Source organism: Streptomyces sp. CB02959, from assembly GCF_002803155.1.
Classification (GTDB): domain Bacteria; phylum Actinomycetota; class Actinomycetes; order Streptomycetales; family Streptomycetaceae; genus Streptomyces.
Genome location: NZ_NNBP01000011.1, coordinates 40,381 through 57,845, shown reverse-complemented (window position 1 = coordinate 57,845; position 17,465 = coordinate 40,381). Strand labels below are relative to the sequence as shown.

Here is a 17,465-nt window from a genome sequence, read left to right as displayed (position 1 = left end):
ACGCCCGCCCGCCGCGGCCCGCCCGGACTTGTCCCGATGCGGGCCCGCCGGGCGGCCGCGGGCCCCCGGGCCCGGACCGGCGGGGCGCTCACAGGCGCACCAGTGCCTCCGGTCCGAGGGAGTCCAGGGTCGGGTAGCCGTCCACCGCCATCAGCAGGTCGGCCTCGGCGAGCAGCGAGCGCAGGACGTGCACCACGCCGTCGGTGCCGCCCAGCGCCAGTCCGTAGGCGTACGGGCGGCCGACCGCGACGGCGGTGGCGCCGAGGGCCAGTGCCTTGACCACGTCGGTGCCGGTGCGCACGCCGGAGTCGAAGAGCACCGGCAGGCCGTCGGCGGCGGACACCACGCCGGGCAGCGCGTCGAGGGCGGGGAGGCCGCCGTTGGCCTGGCGGCCGCCGTGGTTGGAGCAGTAGATGCCGTCGACGCCGCCGTCCCTGGCCCGGCGGACGTCCTCCGGGTGGCAGAGGCCCTTGAGGAGCAGCGGCAGGTCGGTCAGGGATCGCAGCCAGGGCAGGTCGTCCCAGGTCGCGGGTTGCCGAAGACGCCGGCGTAGAGAGCGACGGCGGCGGCCGGGTCCTCCTCCGGCGGCTTGCGGAGCCGGGAGCGGAAGACCGGGTCGGAGGTGTAGTTGGCCAGGCAGTGGCCGCGCAGCTGGGGGAAGTTGGCGGTGGCCAGGTCGCGCGGGCGCCAGCCGACGGTCCAGGTGTCCAGGGTCACCACGATGCCCTGGAATCCGGCCGCCTCGGCGCGGCGCACGAAGCTCTCCGCGAGGTCCCGGTCGGTGGGGGTGTAGAGCTGGAAGAGGCCGGGGGTGTCGCCGTACCGGGCGGCGACCTCCTCCATCGGGTCGGCGGAGAGGGTCGAGGCGATCATCGGGACGCCGGTGCGGGCCGCGGCCCGCGCGGTGGCCAGATCACCGTGCCCGTCCTGTGCGCAGATGCCGAGCACCCCGATGGGTGCCATCAGCAGCGGGGACGGCAGCGTCCGGCCGAACAGTTCGACGGACAGGTCCCGCTGCGCGGCGCCCACCATCATCCGCGGCATCAGCCCCCAGCGCGCGAAGGCGGCGACGTTGGCCCGCTGGGTCTGCTCGTCCCCGGCGCCGCCGACCACGTAGGACCAGACGGACGGGGGGAGCGCGGCCTCGGCGCGGGCCTCCAGGTCGGCGAAGGCCATCGGCAGCCCGGGGAGTTCACCGCGCAGGCCGCCCGCGTAGATCTCGTGCTGGTAGTCGCCGAAGGGCTGGGGCATGGACGGCATCGACTGCGTCTCCGTTCGGTCGCCGGTTCCGCGCTGGCACGCGATTCCCTGGCCCCCGCGAAGTTACTCGCGGGTTCCCAGGGATTCCTATCGCGTTACGGTGCCGGGCGACACGGGTGGACGCGCCAAGAACCGGTCAACCGCGCCGGGCGGGGTCCTCCGGGCGGCACAGGTGCAGCTCGCCCTTCGGGTCGGCCGGGTAGGAGTGGTCGAGCCGCCAGCCCTGCTCGGCGGCCACCCGCAGCACACCGTGGGCGCCGGCGGCCGCGGAAGTGCCAGCACGGTGAAGCCGGTCGCGAGGAGCGCCCAGACCGGGATGTAGACACCCGGCAGCACGAATTGCGCCACCAGCCCGGTCCGCGAACGACGCGGCCCCGGGCCCGGGTCTGGCTTCGGCTTCGGCCGGTCGCCGGACTGCCGCGGCGAGGGAGGCGCGGGGAAGCCGGGGGCCGCGGGGCCCCGCGGCGGGACGGCCTGCACCGGGTGGCCGGCCGGCCAGGAATGACCGGGGCTCATCCCGCCACCGCCGTGCGGGACTTGGCTGGAAGAGGTGCCCCGACCGCCGCCGGGAGCTCCGTACGGGCCGTAGCCGCCATGGCCTCCGGGGGGCGTACTCATGGGTCTCCTCGTCGAGTGGCGCGTCCCGGGGGACGGCGGCGCGGCGCCCGGAGTCGGGCGCGGCAGCCTGCCTGCGCGAATCCGTCGGGGAGCTGCCCGCGGGCCGTTCGGCGACATCATGCCGCACCGTCCGGGGCACACGACCCACAGGTCACGCGCCCGGCGACAGGCCGGGGACGGGGCCGGGGAGTTGCGCACGGCCGCTCCGCCTATGGGGTGTTTGCGGCCTCCGTCAGGGTCGTTTTGGAGTCGGGCCGATTTCTCCATACGATCCGGCGATGATCACCAGAACGATCAGCAAACGGATCACCAGGAGAAGGCTGGCGGCCGGGGTGTGCGGGCTGCTCGCCGCGATGGCGATGGCGCTGTCGCCCACGCCGGCCAGCGCCGGCGAACCCACCCCGGGGGCCACCCCGGCGGCCGCCCCCAAAGTGGAGCTGACCCTCGACGTCAGCGGCTCGATGCGGGCCCGGGACATCGACGGGCAGAGCCGGATGGCCGCGGCGAAGCAGGCGTTCAACGAGGTGTTGGACGCCGTACCGAAGGACGTCCAGCTCGGCATACGGACGCTCGGCGCCACCTACCCCGGCAACGACCGGCAGGTCGGCTGCACGGACACCAAGCTGCTCTACCCGGTCGGGCCGCTGGACCGGACCGAGGCGAAGACCGCGGTGGCCACGCTCGTGCCCACCGGCTGGACGCCGATCGGCCCGGCCCTGCAGGCCGCGGCCAAGGACCTCAAGGGCGGCGACGGGCAGCGCCGGATCGTCCTGATCACCGACGGCGAGGACACCTGCCAGCCGCTCGACCCCTGCCAGGTGGCCCGGGACATCGCCGCCCAGGGCATCCACCTCACCGTCGACACCCTCGGACTGCTGCCGGACGCCAAGACCCGCAGCCAGCTGAGCTGCATCGCCGAGGCCACCGGCGGCACCTACACCGCGGTGCAGCACACCGACCAGCTCCGGGACCGCGTCCACCAGTTGGTGGACCGAACGGCCCGCCGCACGGCCACCCCGGTGGCGACCCAGGGCGCCGCGCAGTGCGCCACCGCCCCCGAGCTCAAGCCGGGCCTGTACAGCGACCGGGAGAAGTTCGCCGAGCACCGCTGGTACCGGGTCGACGTCAAGCCCGGCCAGGAGCTGCGCGCATCGGTGAGCATCGGCGCGGACCGCGCGGTCGACAACGACTACGGAGTGCTGCTGCGGGCCTCGACCGTGCACGGCCGGGAGATCGTCCGCGGCGCGGAGGCCGGTGACGGCCGGACCGACGTCATCTCCACCGGGCTGCGCTACGCCAAGTCCGAGGTCGACTCGTCGGACAGTGCCACCAAGGACGCCGCCGAGACGGTCTGCCTCCAGGTCAGCAACTCCTTCTCGGCGGCCCCCTCGGTCAAGACCGAACCGGGCCTGCCGGTGGAGCTGGCCGTGGACCTCGTCGACGGGCCGCACGACGCCTCCGACGTGGCCTCCTTCGGCCTCGGCCGGGGCTGGTGGCTGCTCGGCGCCCTGCTGCTCGCCGGGTTCGTCGGCGGCCTGGTGTGGGGCTGGATCTCCCGTTGGCGCGTCACCGTCTGGAGGACCAACTGATGCGTAGCGTACGTAGCGTGACGGGCCGTGCGGTGCGGGCGGCCGGACTGCTCGCGAGCGCCGCCGCCCTGGCGTTCGCCGGCGGCATGGCGGGGGCGGGCACGGCGGTCGCCGACAGCCCGAGCCCGAGTGCGAGCGCGAGCGATGGCGGGGACGCCGCCAAGGGCCCCACGGAGGCCGGCACGTCCTTCCGCACCGCGACCCCGCTCGCCCTGGACCAGCGGGCCACCGCCAGCGCCTCCACCGGCGACTACCTCTACTGGGTGCTGCCGGCCGACGCCGGGCAGCGGGTCACGGTCAAGGCCAAGGTGAGCCTGCCGGAGTCCGCGCGGCACGGCACGGCCACCTGGCAGTTGGACGTCTACGACGGGCTGCGCCGCCGACAGGCGTGCCGGTACGGCGTGCAGACCAAGGCGGCGTCCCAGGACGCCTCGACGGTCGAGCTGTCCTGCGCGCTGCGCACCGTGCGCGGTTGGTCTGAGCAGTGGGCGAACGACCCGCTGCCGGGCAACTACTACGTGCGGCTGACCGCCGTCGGCCTCCCGGCGGAGGACGCGGGGCAGCCGGTCCAGGTGGAGGTCCAGGCGTCCGGTTCGGACGCGGGCGGCGCGCAGGCGGTGGACGGCAAGCTGTCCGCCCCCCTGGTGCCGGGGGCCGGTGCCGCCTCGCCCGAGCCGCAGCCGAGCAGCTCGGCGCAGCAGCCGACCGCGGACGGTGCGCCCGACGGCGGCTGGTCCTCGGGCTGGTGGTCGGACCGCTGGGTGTGGACCGCAGTGGGCGGCGTGCTGGCGGCGCTCGCGGGCGTCGGCGGCTACCGCATGACGCGCGGCGCGGGCCGGCCGGCGCATCTGCCGCCGGGCGCCTGACCTGACCGGCGGTCGCGCCGGGCGGCCGCGGTGGGGTTTCCCCGCCCCGGCCGCCCGGCGCGGGCGCCGCCGCAGGTGTAAAGAGGAGGTATGCGCGTCCGGCGCGAGCTCCCCCGCAGCGGCCGGCCCTGGTGGCTGAGCCACGGGCTGCTCGCCATCCCGCTCGCACTGATCGCCGCGATCACCGTGCTGGACATCAGCACACCCTCCAGCATCCACCTGGGCCCGTTCCTGGTGGCGGCGCCGGCGATCACCGCCTCGTTCGCCGGGCCCGGCCTCACCGGCGCCATCGGAGCCCTGGCGGTGGCCGCCCAGATCCTCATCGGCCGGCTGCACGGCGGACTGACGACCCCGAATCACCAGGCGCAGATCGCCGCCCTCATCGTGATCTCGGTGCTGGTCACCGTCTTCCGCTACGCCCGTGATCGGCACCAACGGCAGCTGAGCCAGGTGCGGTCGGTGGCGGCGGCGGCCCAGCAGGTGCTGCTCTGGCCGCTGCCGCACCGGATCGGGGGGCTGCGCATCGAGTCGGCGTACATCTCCGCGGAGGCCGAGGCCGAGATCGGCGGCGACCTCTACGGGGCGGTGCCGGTGCCCGGCGGGACCCGGTTGGTGATCGGCGACGTCCGCGGCAAGGGACTGGCCGCGATCGGGGAGGCCGCGGCGCTGGTCGGGGCGTTCCGGGGCTCGGCCTACCGGCACCTCCCCCTGACCGCGCTGGCGGCGCACCTGGGCAACTCGGTGTACTGGAACTTGGCGCACGCCCCCGAGGAGGACCTGGAGTCCTTCGTCACCGCCCTGGTCCTGGACGTCCACGACGACGAGCCGGCCATCGAGATGGTGAACTGCGGGCACCCCCCGCCGCTCCTGCTGGGCGACGGGCGGATCCGGTCGCTGGAGGTCGCCGAACCTGCGGTACCGCTGGGGCTGACGGCCCCGGCGGAGAGCGACTACAAGGTCGAGAGCTTCACGTTCGGGCCGGACGAGGTGCTGCTGCTCTACACCGACGGCGTGATCGAGACCCGGGACCGCTCGGGGGCGTTCTATCCGCTGACCGACCGGTTGGCGCAGTGGAACGAACCCGACCCGGCCGCGCTGGTCCGACGCCTGCACGACGATCTGCTGCGGTACGCGGACGGCAATCTGGGCGACGACGTCGCGATGGTCGCGATCACCCGGCCACCGGAGCCCGAGTCGGGGTGACCGGGACCCGGAGACCCGCGTCCGGGGGGGCCGGGCCCGGTCACCGGCGGCGGATCCGCGCGGCCAGCACCGCGACGTCGTCCTCCGCGAACCGGCCGCCGAGGCGGAGCAGCACCTCGTCGAGGACGTCTGCCAGGCCGGCGCGGGCGGGCAGCCGCATCCCGGCGAGCCGGGCGAGGGACACGTCGATGTCCTCGCCGCGCCGCTCGACCAGGCCGTCGGTGAACATCAGCAGGGTGTCGGCCGGGCCGAGGGCGCGGGTGACGGGTGCGTAGCCGCCGGCGCCGGTGCCCAGCGGCGGGCCGGCGGGCACCGGCAGCAGCCGGGCGGTGCCGTCGGCGCCGAAGACGGCCGGCGGGAGGTGGCCGGCGCTGGCGAACGCGGCGATCCCGCGGGCCGGGTCGAGCTGGGCCAGCAGGCAGGTCGCCGGGCGGCGGCGGTCGTCCCGGGCCACCACGGCGTCGAGCTGGCGCAGTACCCGGTGGGGCGGCAGCTCGGCCGAGGCGACGTAGCGCAGCGCGGAGCGGTAGGCGCTCATCTCCACGGCGGCCTCCAGGCCGTGGCCCATGACGTCGCCCATGACCAGCAGGGTCCGTCCGAAGTGGAGCCGTACCGTCTCGCACCAGTCGCCGCCGACCAGCGCCCCGCTGTCGGCCGGCAGGTAGCGGGTGGCGAGCTCCAGGTTGGGGTGCGGCCGGCCGGGGTCGGCGAGGAGGGCGCGCTGGAGGTCCAGTGCGGTGCGCCGGGCCGCGGCGTGCCGGCGGGCGTGTGCGAGATGGACGGCCGCCAGGCGCGCCGCGTGGTGGAGGGTGGCGGTCTCGTGCGCGGTGAAGCCGCCGCCGGAGCGGGTGGCGCGCAGCACGCCGTAGAGGTGTCCGTGGGCCAGGAGCGGGACCGACACCGGGGTCGGCGCGGTGGGGCCGCCCCCTTCCAGGAGGCGGGTGCGGCCCTCGGCCGCGACCCGGTGGAGCGCCGCCGGGGCCCCGCCGTCGGCCGACTGCGCGCCGGGGTGCGGGGCGCTCGGGGAGCGCTCGCCCTCGGCGTCGTCGGGGAGCAGTTCCACCGCGGCGGCGTCGCACAGCGACCGGCAGACGAACCGGGCGAGTTCCGCGCAGGTGGTGCGGGCGTCCAGCGTGGTGCCGATCCGCTCGGCGGCGTCCTCGGCGGCACGCAGCCGCGCCCGTTCGGCGTGGCCGGTACTGCTGGCGCTCATGGGCCCACTTCCGGGACTGCTGGTGCGAGGGGCTGGCGCGGTGGGGTGGTGGGGGCACTCCCCCGCACCTTCGATCAAACACGGTGCGGAAGCCACCGGTCCGTACCTGCGGGCGGAGAGCGGATGAATTCTGGGTGCACGACCGTACGCGGGGCGTACGCCGGGGCGTCACCGGGTGGTCGGCGCGGGGGTCCGCGGGGCGGGCGGGAGGTAGGCGCGGTAGCCGCGGAAGCTGCCGGTGTCGGCCAGCGTCACGGGCCGCCAGCCGCGGGCCGCGGCGGGCGGGGCGGCGGACGGCGGGACGAGCAGCGCCACGGGCCGGTGGGCGGCCTCGGCGGTCAGCTCCCGCCAGGTGGTGCCGGCGTCCGGGCCGGCGGTCTGCCGGGAGGCGCAGCCGGCGTAGTAGGCGAGCTGGACGGCGTGGTCGCCGGACAGGACGCAGGGCGGCCGCACCCCCATGGCGTGCAGGGCGCCGGCGGCCGCCGTGAAGTCCTGCCGCATGTGGCGGTTGCGGGCGGTGTTGCCGGTCAGCACGGCGAGCTGGACGGCCAGGTGGGCGGCGAGCGCCGCCGCGAGGAGGGCGGTGGCGCGCGGCCGGAACCGGCCCCCGGGAGCGGCCAGCCGCCACAGGCCGTCGGCCACGGGGAGGGCCAGCAGCGCGTAGGCGGGCAGCAGGAAGCGGGGGGCGGCGTAGTCGATGAGGAAGAGGTACGGGACCGCGGTCGCCAGCGCGACGGCGGCGGGCAGCAGGGCGGTGGCCGGGCGCCGGGCCCGGACCGCGGCCCGCACGCCGAGGGCGGTGAGGAGCGGCAGCGCGAAGAACCACACGGCGGTGACGGGGTGGGTCCACGGCACGTCGCAGGGCCGGCACAGCCCCCGTCCGTCCAGGCTGCGGATCTGGTCGTCGACGGCCAGGTGCCAGCCGATGCCGCCCTGGATCTCGGCGGCGCGGTCCAGCCGGGCGAGCAGGCCCCCGTAGCGGGTGTACGCCTCGACGACCCAGTCCGCGGCGCCCAGCAGCAGCCCGCCGGCCATCAGCAGGACCAGTGCGGGGCGCCGCCACCGGGGCACCGCGAGGGCCGCCGCGGCCGGTACCAGCACCAGCCAGCCGGCGTCCGGCGGGCGCATCAGCGCGACCACCGCGACGGCCACCGGGAGCCCGACGAGCGCCCGGCGGTCGGTGCGGTCCTGTACGGCGCGGAGGAAGAAGCCGGTGGCGGCGAGCACCCCGTAGGCGGTCCAGAGGTTGGGCATGGCCTGGGGGCCGTAGTAGAGGGTGATCCAGAGGGTGGCGAAGAGCGCGCCGCCCAGGGCCAGCACCCGGGTGGGCAGCAGCGGCCGCCAGACCCGCAGTGCGGCCCAGAGGCCGACGCCGGCCAGGACGGCGAGGGTGAGCCGTAGGGCGGTGGTGGAGGAGGTCAGGGCGGTGACCGGGGCGATGAGGTAGGTGATGCCGCGGGCCCGGGGGGCGCTGAAGAAGGCGGCCGGTACGTCCCGGGCGACCTGGCTGACGTAGACCGTCTCGTCCCAGCCCAGGCCGGTGCCGGGGACCACCAGGACGAGTTGGAGGAGGGTGAACACCGCGCCGGTGAGGGCCAGCCAGGGCAGCGCGCGGGCCGGGGAGCGCGGCGCGGCGGGCGGGCGGGCGGCGGGTGCCGGTGCCGTCCGCACCGTCCGGTCGTCCGGGACGGACCGGCTCTCTTCCATGGGCAGACCTCGCGGGGTGGGGTGGGCGCCCGTGGGGGCCGGTCGGGTACTGGCGCCATAATGCGGGTCGCGGGCCGGACCGGCACCCCGCATGCGCCTGTTCGGCACCGGGCTTCGGCCTCCCGGCGGATCCGGCGCGCCGCCTACACTGGGCGCTCCGGGGCAAGGGGCTCCCAAAGGGACGGAGTGCGGCAGTGGTGAGGAGCATCGAGGGGAAGACAGCGCCGGCCGATCCGTCCGCCGAGGTACTGGCCGAGGCGGCCGCGGTGTTCGGACTGCTGGCCTCTCCCCCACGACTGCACATCGTCTGGGCACTGGCCCAAGGCGAGAGCGACGTCAGCGGACTCGCCGAACGCGTCGGCGGCGCACTGCCCGCGATCAGCCAGCACCTCTCCAAGCTCAAACTGGCCGGCCTGGTCCGCTCCCGCCGCGAAGGCCGACGCGTCGTCTACTTCGTCGACGACCCCCAAACAGTCGCCGTGACCCGGACCCTCGTCGTCCAACTCGCCGCCCGCAACAAGGGCGCGTCACCGGCCCGCCTGCGCCACCTCGGTGCCTGAGATCACCGCGGCGCCCGGGGCCGGCCCGGTGCCCCCGGACGCGGATGCGGTGCGCGCGGGTGCGGCGGAGCCGCCGGGCACGGCCGGGGCGGTGGAGCCGGCGGCGCTGACGGCGCTGCAGCTGATGCGGCGGCTGGACAGCGGGCCGCGCGGGCTGACCGACGCGCAGGCCGAGGAGCGGCTGGCGCGGTTCGGGGAGAACACCGTGCCCTCGTGGCGGCCGGTGACCTGGCCGCGGCGTTTCCTGGGCGCGCTGCGGGATCCGTTCACCACGGTGCTGCTGTGTCTGGGGCTGGTCTCGGCGGCCGTCGCGTCCTGGGGCACGGCCTGCGTGATCATGACGCTGGTGGTGGTCAGCTGCGCGCTGCGGTCCGGCGGAGAGCACCAGGCGGGCCGGGCGATGGCGGCGCTGCAGGAGCTGGTCGCCACCACTTCGGCGGTGCAGCGCCGGCCGCGCGAGGACGCGGCGCCGCAGCTGCGGGAGGTGCCCGTCGACCAGTTGGTGGTCGGCGACGTGGTGCGGCTGGGCCCCGGCGATCTGGTGCCGGCGGACGTCCGGCTGCTGCGCGCCAGCGGGCTGACGGTCCATCAGGCGGCGTTGACCGGGGAGTCGGCGCCGGTGCCGAAGCAGGCCCTGGACGCCCCGCCCGGCACGGACCGGGACGGGTCCGAGCCGCCGCACATGTGCTTCCAGGGGAGCAGCGTGGCGACCGGCAGCGGCACCGCCCTGGTGGTGGCGACGGGCGCGGACACCCGGTTCGCCGCCGCGTACCGCGAGCGGGCCCGGCGGCGCGGCGAGACCGCCTTCGACCGGTCGGTGCACGGCATCGCCTGGACCCTGATCCGCTTCATGCTGCTGACCCCGCCGCTGGTGCTGATGGCCAATGCCGCGCTGCGCGGACGGGGGCTGGAGACGCTGCCGTTCGCGGTGGCCGTGGCGGTGGGGCTGACGCCGGAGATGCTGCCGGTGATCGTGACCACCGCGCTGGCCCGGGGGGCCGCCCTGCTGGCCCGGACCAGCGGGGTGATCGTCAAGCGGCTGCCCGCGCTGCACGACCTCGGCGCGATCGACGTGCTGTGCCTGGACAAGACGGGCACCCTCACCCAGGACCGGCCGGTCGTGATGCGGTCCGCCGGGCCGGACGGCGCGCCCGATCCGGAGGTCCTGCACTGGGCCGCGGTGAACAGCTTCTGGACGATCGAGCTGGCCGAGCTGCCGGTGCCGGACGCGCTGGACGAGGCGGTGCTGGCGGCCGCGGAGGAGCACGGCGCGGATCCGCTGGAGTACGACGGGATCGCGGCGCTGCCGTTCGACCCGATGGTGCGGATGTCCACGGCGGTGATCCGCCGCCCGGGGCAGCACGGCACCCACACCCTGGTCGTCAAGGGCGCGGTGGAGGACGTACTGGCCCGGTGCGGGCGGGTGCGGACCGGCGGGGCGGAGACCGAGCTGGACGAGGCGGCCAGGGAACGGCTGCTGCGCCGCGCCGCCGAGGAGGCGGCCGGCGGCCTGCGGCTGCTGGCGGTGGCCCGCGGCGACCGCCGGCCCCGGCTCGGCGGGTACACCGACGGGGACGTGCGGGGGCTGACCTTCGTCGGCTTCGTGGCGCTGAGCGACGCGCTGGCGCCGTCGGCGGCGGACGCCCTGCGGGTGCTGGCCGAGCGCGGGGTGGCGGTGAAGGTGCTCACCGGCGATCATCCCGGGACCGCGGCCCGGGCCTGCCGGGACCTGGGGCTGGAGCCGGGCGAGGTGCTCACCGCCGACCGGCTCGCCGGGCTGGCGGGGCCGGCGCTGGCGGAGGCCGTCGGGCGGGCCACGGTCGTGGCGCGGTGCACGGCGCAGGACAAGGCGCGGATCGTGACGGCGCTGCGGGCGGACGGGCACACCACCGGGTTCCTCGGCGACGGGGTCAACGACCTGCCGGCGCTGCACGCGGCCGACGTCGGGATCTGCCCCCGCGGGGCGGTGCCGGTGGCGCGGGAGGGCGCCGATGTGGTGCTGGCCGAGAAGGACCTGACCGCGATCGACCGGGCGATCACCGCCGGTCGGCACGCCAGCGGCAACATCGCGGCCTACCTGCGGATCACCCTGTCGTCCAACCTCGGCAACGTGATCGCGATGCTGGCGGCGGGGCTGCTGCTGCCGTTCCTGCCGATGCTCCCGGCGCAGGTCCTGGTGCAGAACCTGTGCTTCGACGCGGCGCAGCTCTCGCTCGCCTTCGACCAGCCGGCGGTGGGTGCGGCGCGGCGGCCGGCGGTGCTGCGGCCGCGGGTGTTCCTCCGTTTCATCACCGTGTTCGGCCTGATAAACGCCACGGCGGACCTGGCGACCTTCGGGGTGCTGGCGTTCGCCGCGAAGGTCACGGCCGGGACGGACAGCCCGACGATGTTCCACGCCGGGTGGTTCACCGAGAACCTGCTCACCCAGGGGATGGTGATGCTGCTGCTGCGCACCGGGCGGCGGGCCGCGGAGCGGCGGACGGTGGGCCCGGTCCACCTGGCGGTGACCGCGCTCGCGGTGGTCGGTCTGCTGCTGCCGGTGTCACCGCTGGCGCCGGTGCTGGCCATGTCGGCCCCGCCGCCGCTGTACTACCTGCTGCTCTCGGTGGTGCTGACGCTCTACGGGGCGGCGCTGGCGTTCGCACGGATGCGGTACGCGCACCGGGAGAGCGACGCGGGCGTGCCCGGCGGATCGTCGAGCTGATCCGCGGGACACGCCCTCGTGGGTGCCGAAGCGCTATCGGGTCGGGCCGCTCACCAGTCGCCGCCGCCGTCGAACCCTCCGCCGTCGAAGCCGCCGCCGTCGCCGAAGCCGCCCGCGAAGTCCGCGGGGTTGAAGTCGGCGCCGGACTGGCTGCCGCCCTCGGGACCGTCGAGGAACGACCCGGAGTCGGCGTAGGCGCTCGGGGCGCTGAGCACCGAGCCGAGCAGGGTGCCGGCCACCATGGCGGTGAGCACACTGCCGCCGCCGAAGTAGCCGCCGGCCCACGGGGAGTAGGCCGGTCCGGCGTCCCAGTAGGGCTGCGGGCCGCCCGGGGTCTGGACGGTGCGGGCCATCGGCTCCAGGCCGTCGGCCAGCCGGGTCGCGTCGGCGGCGCAGGCCGGGACCGGGCGGGGGGCGCCGCCGGGCGGGGCCCACTGGGCGTCGGTGGTGGAGGGGCCGTGCCGCGGGTCGAAGAAGCAGGGCAGCCGGCGCTCGGGCAGCGGGGCGCCGGTCCGGCGGGCGGCCAGGGTGGCCAGCGCGAACCGGCCGTCCTCCAGGGCCACGGTCACCGGGCGGACGTCCTCGGGGCGGCGGGCCTCGGCCATCTTGGACTTGGCGAGGTCGTAGGCGTCCAGGGCGCTGGTGTAGTCGGTGCGCATGGCGTCGGTGGCGCCGGGCTCGGACGGGTTGAAGTCGAGGCGGTCCAGTTCCTCGCCGAAGGCGGTGATGTCCTCGTCGACGACGACCCGCAGCGCTTCCAGTTCGGCGCGTTCCCGCTCCTCGCGCTGCTTCTTGGCCCGGCGGAAGAGGGCGTAGCCGCCGACGCCGCCGGCCACCACCACGGCGCCGCCGATGAGCAGCCCGGTGGCGGAGCCGCCGGCCCCGTCGCCCTCGTTCCAGGAGGACGGTGCCTTGCCGCGGGCCTGTGCGACGGCCTGCTGGGCGAAGTCGGTGACCATGCCCTTGGCGTCGTGCTGGTGGGACCGCCGCACGGCGCCGGTGAGGTTGTGGGCTGCGTTGTGGGAGAGCACCTGCGGGTCGGCGCCGGCGTTGAAGCCGTTGGCACCGCGGTGGATGGCGTAGACGCCGGTGATGCCGACCTTGGTGCGCAGGTCCTGCAGCAGGGTCGCCGGGGGGAACTCCGGGGCGTCCGGCAGGACGGCGACGAAGACCGGCTTGTCGGCGTCCCGTATCTTCTGCGCGAGCGCGTTGCGGTCGGCGTCCGGGAGCTGGTCGCGGACGCGCGGATCGACGTAGACCGGGCTCTTCTTGAGGGCCTCGGCCACGGCGTCCAGGCCGGTGCCGGCCGCGTGGGCCGGCTGCGGCAGGAAGGCCGCCCCGGCGAGCAGCAGCAGGGCCGCCAGCAGGAAACCGGTGAGAACCCTGGGCAGGGCTCTGGGCAGAACGCCGGGCGTGGGCCGGCGAAGGGCTGTCATGGGGCTGATCTTCTCCTCAACGTCATGGCGACATAGGGGACATGGGCGACAAGTGACGTACCGGTGCCGGTGACCGCCGCGAGGTGCGCTCCGGCTAACCGTACGAGAGATCGGAACAGGGGTCGTCGTCGGCGGAGCGCGCGGCACCGCCCCCGCGCTCCGGCGGCGCGGCCGGGGCCCCGCCGCCGCCCGCGGGCCGGTCGGCGTAGTCCCGGCCGAGGGTGACGCCGACGCCGGGAGCGGCGCCCTGCTGGAGGACCGCGCCGGGGAAGTACCGGGCCACCGTCCGCGCCTGGACGTCCCGGCCGGGGCCGTACGCGACGACGGTGACGGCGTGCTGCTGGGAGGCGGCGGTGGCGGTACCGAGGACGGTGAAACCGGCCGCCCGCAGCTCGGCGGCGGCGTGCGCGGCGAGCCCCGGGACGGTCGTCCCGTTGTAGACCGCGACGCCGATGCCGGTCCCGGGCGGTGCGGCGGTCGGCGTCGCGGGGGCGGGCGCGGCGGCCTTGCCGTCGTCCGTCGCGCCGGGGCGGGCGGTGCCGCCGGCGTCCTGGCCGTCCACGGTGCGGTCGGCGCGCAGATCGGCCCAGAGCGCGTCGGCGTCCGGGTGGACGACGGCGACCCGGGCGCCCTGGTAACGCCAGGGCAGGGTGAGGAACTTGGTGTTGTGCAGGTCGATGTCCTTCATCGCCAGGGCGAAGGCCAGCAGCCGGTCCGCGGTGCCCAGCCCGGGGTCGACGGTCAGGGCCGCGGTGGCCGCCCGGGCCAGCGGGAGCAGCGCGGACGGGTTCATGCCCCGGGCCCTGACCTTCTTGACCAGCGCCGCGGTGAACGCCTGCTGGCGTTTGATCCGGCCGATGTCGGAGCCGTCCCCGAGGCCGTGCCGGAGCCGTACGTAGTCCAGTGCCCGCTGGCCGGAGACGGTCTGCGGCCCCCGGGCGAAGACCAGCGTGCCGCGCGACCCCAGGTTCGGGTTGAGGTCGCCCTGGTAGACGTCCTGGGGCAGGCAGACGGGTACCCCGCCCACCGCGGTGGTCAGCGCGGCGAAGCCGGCGAAGTCGACGACGACGGTGTGGTCCACCCGCAGCCCGGTCAGCTGCTCCACGGTGTTCTGGGTGCAGGCGGGGTTGCCCTTGACGGTGCTGCCCACGGTGAACGCGGAGTTGAACATCGCGCCGGACCGCGGCGGGGTCCAGCTGCCGTCCGGCAGCCGGCACGACGGGATCTCCACGAGGGCGTCGCGGGGGAAGGAGACCGCGAGCGCGTGCCGGCCGTCGCCGTAGACGTGCAGCAGGAACGCGGTGTCGGAGCGCCCCACGTCGCCCTCCCCGCCGCCGAGCCGGCGGTTGCCGCCGGCTCGCGAGTCGGAGCCGATGACCAGGACGTTGCTGCCGCCGGCGCCGGCGGCGGGCCGGTCCCGGCTGAAGCCGTCCGCGCCGAAGGTGGTGATGTCCCCGTTGAGCTGGAGGTAGAGCCAGCCGGATCCGGCGACCAGCAGCACGAGGACCGAGAGGGTCAGCGCGGCGGCCGTCCGGACCCCGCGCCCCGCCCCCCGGCCGAGCCCGTCGCCGGCCCCCCGGCCGCCCCCGTGTGCGGCCCGAGCCGCGTGGCTGCGTGTCACGTGTACACCCTCGTCCGTGCGTTTTCCTGCCGGCAGACGGATCCCCCCTGCCCAGGGTTATACAGTTGCGCAATGTAGCAAGTGAAATTCCGGCCCGGTCCGCACGACCGCGGCCGCGAAGACCGACCGTGGTGACAACGAGAGAAGGGTGGCAGCGATGCTGCGCAATGGACTGGAACCCTGGCATCTGCTGATCGTGGCGCTCGTGGTGATTCTCCTCTTCGGTTCCAAGAAGCTGCCGGACACCGCCCGCGCGCTGGGCAAGTCCCTGCGCATCCTCAAGAGCGAGACCAAGGCGATGAAGGAGGACGACGGCACACCGCCCACCGCCGCCTACGCGCCCGGTCCGCAGGAGCCGGCGGAGACGCCGCGCACGATCCACGCGGCGCCCGGCGCGGCCGCCACCAGCACCACCCACACCGGCACGACCACCACCGGCACGACCACCACTGGCGCGGCACCCGGCGGCGTCGGCGCCCACGCGGACCGGGAGGCCGGCCCGAACCCCGCGCACTGAGGCGGGGCCGGCCGCCCCGGGACCGCACACCGCACAACCGCCCTTCAGGGGCCGCTCATCGAAGACCGCTCGTCAAGGACTGCCCATCAGGGGCCTAGCCGCCCACGGGGCCCGGCCCGCCTCACGGGCTCACCCCGTCGAAGCCGTACCGCAGGGGCTCGCTCTTCACCTTCAGGTCGCGGCGGTAGATGTGCAGCGCCGCGATCTGCATGCCGTCCGGGGCGTTCTCGATCCGGCAGGGGTGGCTCACCTGAAGCACGCTCGGCCGGCCGGTCAGCCGCACCCGCGCCCCGTCGGCGGGACCGCCGGACAGCACGGCGACCTCCCACCGCACCGCGTCCGCCCGCACATCCGTCACCGCGTCCATTTCGTCCATGAGCAACACTTTAGGGATTGCGCAAGCAGGGAACCATCAAGGGGTGCACCGCGTTGTCCGGACAGTGGCCGCACCACGCCACCGTCCGGACGACGCGGCCGAGCACCGGGCCGGACCGTCGGGCAATCTTGGCTCTCAACCCATCGGGGAATACACGTGCACCAGAACGACCGCTTACAGGCACCGGACACCGCCGCGTTCGAGCACACCGTGGACCAGGCCCTGAACTCCCCGGAGATCAGGGCGGCGCTGTCGCACACGGTCGGTTCGCTCAACGCCGAGCAGCTGCGCAGCGCGGCACTCGGAGCGCGCGACGCCCTGACCGCCACGGCGGCCGCCGAATACCGCGAGCTCGTCCGGCTGCGCGCCGACGCGGCCGGTGACACCGGCCCGGTCCCGCCGCCGCCCGCCCCCGGGACGACGTCCCGGAGCGGCGGGGTGCTCCCGGCGCTGGGGGTGCTGGTGCCCGGTCTGGCCGCCACCGCCGCTGCCGTCTTCCTGCTGTTCGGCTTCGGTCTGCGCGCCGTGGCCGCACCGTCCCGGCTCGCCGACGAGCTGATCGCCGCCGGCTGGACGTCCGCCGGGGTCGCCGGGGTGGCGACCCTGACGGGGCTGACCTGGATGCTGGTGACGGCCTCGCGCAACCGCGCGGCGGCCGACGCCCAGATGTCCGACGAGGCCGATCCGGCGGCCGCCCGGGCGCACGACGCCTGGCAACTCGCCCTGCTGGAACGGGGGATCATGCCGTTCCTGCTCGGCCGGATCGATCGCGCGACGGGCGGCGGGGGACCCGGCGGACGGCCCGCACTCCCCCGCCCGGCCACCGCCGGGGTGGCCGGCGGTGGGGGCGAGGCCCGCCCGGCACGGGCCGACGGCCCCGGCTTCAGCTCCCCGGAGTACGCCAGCCCGGACTTCGCCGGACCCGACTTCGGCAGCCCGGGCTTCTCGGGGCCGAGCTCGCCCGGGGCGCCCTGACCCGCGCCGCCGAGGGTGTCACCCCTCGGCGGCGCCGGCACCGTCCCCTTGCGCCCGCGGCCGCCGGTCCACGGCACCCCGGGAGCCCGGAGATCCGGGCCGGGAGCGCGCGGACCGGGGACTCACAGATGCGCGGCGATGGCGGGCATCAGGTCCTCGAACGTGCGGCCCTGGGCGGCCGTGCCGAGCGCCGCCATCTCCCAACCGCCGTCCGACCGGAAGACCTTGGCCATGATCTGGGCGGTGTGCGAGCCGCCGCCGGAGAGGGAGTAGCGGGCCAGCTCCTGGCCGGTGGCGTCGTCGAGCAGACGGCAGAAGGCGTTCTCCACCTCCTGGAAGGTCTGTCCGGTGAAGGAGTTGACGGTGAAGACGATCTGGTCGACGTGGACCGGCACCCGCTGCAGGTCGACCAGGATCGACTCGTCGTCGCCCCCCTGGCCGGCGCCGCCGACGAGGTTGTCGCCGGTGTGCCGCACCGAGCCGTCGTCGCTGACCAGGTGGTTGAAGAAGACGACGTCCACGGGCTGCTGGCCGGCGAAGAGCACGGCCGAGGCGTCGAGGTCGATCTCGCGGGCGGTGAGCCGGGCGAGGAAGCCCTTGCGGCGTGCCGCCTGCCAGCCCAGCCCCATCCGGACCACGCTCAGCGCGCCGCCGTCGGACTTGCTCAGGCTGACCTTCTGGCCCTTGCTCAAGTTCACACTCATCTGATTCCCCATATGTCGGTCTCAACTGGAAACGGACGCGCCGGCACGGCAGTTCCGGCTTCCACCGACGAATCCAGGATCCACCTCACAGTAGAAGCCGACATTCCGGGACGGAA

The 17,465-nt window shown here is 75.6% G+C and carries 13 protein-coding genes and 1 pseudogene; 7 read left to right on the top strand and 7 right to left on the bottom strand.

Annotation, left to right across the window (positions count from 1 at the left end; translation table 11 throughout):
- Positions 1-88 precede the first annotated feature (88 nt).
- Positions 89-1,251 (bottom strand): annotated as a pseudogene (locus CG747_RS19115) (alpha-hydroxy-acid oxidizing protein).
- Positions 1,252-2,156: 905 nt separating this feature from the next.
- On the opposite strand from CG747_RS19115, the gene CG747_RS19110 reads away from it, so the two are divergent.
- The 3 genes from CG747_RS19110 to CG747_RS19100 all read left to right on the top strand — a co-directional run bounded on the left by CG747_RS19110 (position 2,157) and on the right by CG747_RS19100 (position 5,536).
- On the top strand, positions 2,157-3,467 hold the full coding sequence (locus CG747_RS19110) for a VWA domain-containing protein (RefSeq protein ID WP_100602983.1): 1,311 nt from the start codon (positions 2,157-2,159) through the stop codon (positions 3,465-3,467).
- Positions 3,467-4,333 carry a hypothetical protein gene (locus CG747_RS19105; protein ID WP_100602982.1) on the top strand — a complete coding sequence of 289 codons (867 nt, stop codon included), beginning with the start codon at positions 3,467-3,469 and terminating at the stop codon, positions 4,331-4,333. Before CG747_RS19110 ends, CG747_RS19105 begins: the two co-directional genes overlap by 1 nt.
- A 90-nt stretch (positions 4,334-4,423) precedes the next feature.
- Entirely contained in the window at positions 4,424-5,536 is a 1,113-nt protein-coding gene (locus CG747_RS19100; RefSeq protein WP_100602981.1) for a PP2C family protein-serine/threonine phosphatase, read from the top strand.
- 40 nt (positions 5,537-5,576) lie between these two features.
- Here CG747_RS19100 and CG747_RS19095 read toward each other — a convergent pair whose 3' ends face one another.
- On the bottom strand, positions 5,577-6,749 hold the full coding sequence (locus tag CG747_RS19095) for a PP2C family protein-serine/threonine phosphatase (protein ID WP_100602980.1): 1,173 nt from the start codon (positions 6,747-6,749) through the stop codon (positions 5,577-5,579).
- Positions 6,750-6,917: 168 nt separating this feature from the next.
- Positions 6,918-8,456 (bottom strand): hypothetical protein, encoded by a 1,539-nt coding sequence (locus CG747_RS19090; RefSeq protein WP_100602979.1) that lies wholly within the window; start codon positions 8,454-8,456, stop codon positions 6,918-6,920.
- A 194-nt stretch (positions 8,457-8,650) separates the two neighbouring features.
- Here CG747_RS19090 and CG747_RS19085 point away from each other — a divergent pair, with 194 nt between their 5' ends.
- Together CG747_RS19085 and mgtA are read left to right on the top strand one after the other, a co-directional pair.
- Positions 8,651-9,016, top strand: a complete 366-nt coding sequence (locus CG747_RS19085) for a metalloregulator ArsR/SmtB family transcription factor (RefSeq protein ID WP_100602978.1) — start codon at positions 8,651-8,653, stop codon at positions 9,014-9,016.
- Entirely contained in the window at positions 9,009-11,720 is a 2,712-nt protein-coding gene (mgtA, locus tag CG747_RS19080; RefSeq protein WP_374701788.1) for a magnesium-translocating P-type ATPase, read from the top strand. The genes CG747_RS19085 and mgtA overlap by 8 nt, the downstream gene beginning before the upstream one ends.
- 50 nt (positions 11,721-11,770) lie before the next feature.
- Here the strand turns inward: mgtA and CG747_RS19075 are convergent, their stop codons facing one another.
- Both CG747_RS19075 and CG747_RS19070 read right to left on the bottom strand, forming a co-directional pair.
- Positions 11,771-13,156, bottom strand: a complete 1,386-nt coding sequence (locus tag CG747_RS19075; RefSeq protein WP_100602977.1) for a hypothetical protein — start codon at positions 13,154-13,156, stop codon at positions 11,771-11,773.
- Positions 13,157-13,250: 94 nt separating this feature from the next.
- Complete coding sequence (locus CG747_RS19070) at positions 13,251-14,777, bottom strand: LCP family protein (RefSeq protein WP_100602976.1); 1,527 nt, start codon at positions 14,775-14,777, stop codon at positions 13,251-13,253.
- A gap of 157 nt (positions 14,778-14,934) precedes the next feature.
- Here CG747_RS19070 and tatA point away from each other — a divergent pair, with 157 nt between their 5' ends.
- On the top strand, positions 14,935-15,294 hold the full coding sequence (tatA, locus tag CG747_RS19065; protein ID WP_100602975.1) for a Sec-independent protein translocase subunit TatA: 360 nt from the start codon (positions 14,935-14,937) through the stop codon (positions 15,292-15,294).
- Positions 15,295-15,415: 121 nt separating this feature from the next.
- On the opposite strand, the gene CG747_RS19060 is transcribed toward tatA, so the two are convergent.
- A complete protein-coding gene (locus CG747_RS19060) occupies positions 15,416-15,670 on the bottom strand; it encodes a hypothetical protein (RefSeq protein ID WP_100602974.1) in 255 nt (84 codons plus the stop codon).
- Between the two features lie 156 nt (positions 15,671-15,826).
- On the opposite strand from CG747_RS19060, the gene CG747_RS19055 reads away from it, so the two are divergent.
- Positions 15,827-16,645, top strand: a complete 819-nt coding sequence (locus tag CG747_RS19055; RefSeq protein ID WP_100602973.1) for a hypothetical protein — start codon at positions 15,827-15,829, stop codon at positions 16,643-16,645.
- A gap of 122 nt (positions 16,646-16,767) precedes the next feature.
- On the opposite strand, the gene CG747_RS19050 is transcribed toward CG747_RS19055, so the two are convergent.
- Complete coding sequence (locus tag CG747_RS19050) at positions 16,768-17,349, bottom strand: TerD family protein (protein WP_100602972.1); 582 nt, start codon at positions 17,347-17,349, stop codon at positions 16,768-16,770.
- Between the last annotated feature and the right edge of the window lie 116 nt (positions 17,350-17,465).

Coding starts and splice junctions, on each gene's coding strand:
- CG747_RS19105 (WP_100602982.1), top strand. CDS start 3,467: ATGCGTAGCGTACGTAGCGTGACGGGCCGTGCGGTGCGGGCGGCCGGA.
- CG747_RS19050 (WP_100602972.1), bottom strand. CDS start 17,349: ATGAGTGTGAACTTGAGCAAGGGCCAGAAGGTCAGCCTGAGCAAGTCC.
- CG747_RS19060 (WP_100602974.1), bottom strand. CDS start 15,670: ATGGACGAAATGGACGCGGTGACGGATGTGCGGGCGGACGCGGTGCGG.
- tatA (WP_100602975.1), top strand. CDS start 14,935: ATGCTGCGCAATGGACTGGAACCCTGGCATCTGCTGATCGTGGCGCTC.
- CG747_RS19095 (WP_100602980.1), bottom strand. CDS start 6,749: ATGAGCGCCAGCAGTACCGGCCACGCCGAACGGGCGCGGCTGCGTGCC.
- CG747_RS19100 (WP_100602981.1), top strand. CDS start 4,424: ATGCGCGTCCGGCGCGAGCTCCCCCGCAGCGGCCGGCCCTGGTGGCTG.
- CG747_RS19075 (WP_100602977.1), bottom strand. CDS start 13,156: ATGACAGCCCTTCGCCGGCCCACGCCCGGCGTTCTGCCCAGAGCCCTG.
- CG747_RS19090 (WP_100602979.1), bottom strand. CDS start 8,456: ATGGAAGAGAGCCGGTCCGTCCCGGACGACCGGACGGTGCGGACGGCA.
- CG747_RS19110 (WP_100602983.1), top strand. CDS start 2,157: ATGATCACCAGAACGATCAGCAAACGGATCACCAGGAGAAGGCTGGCG.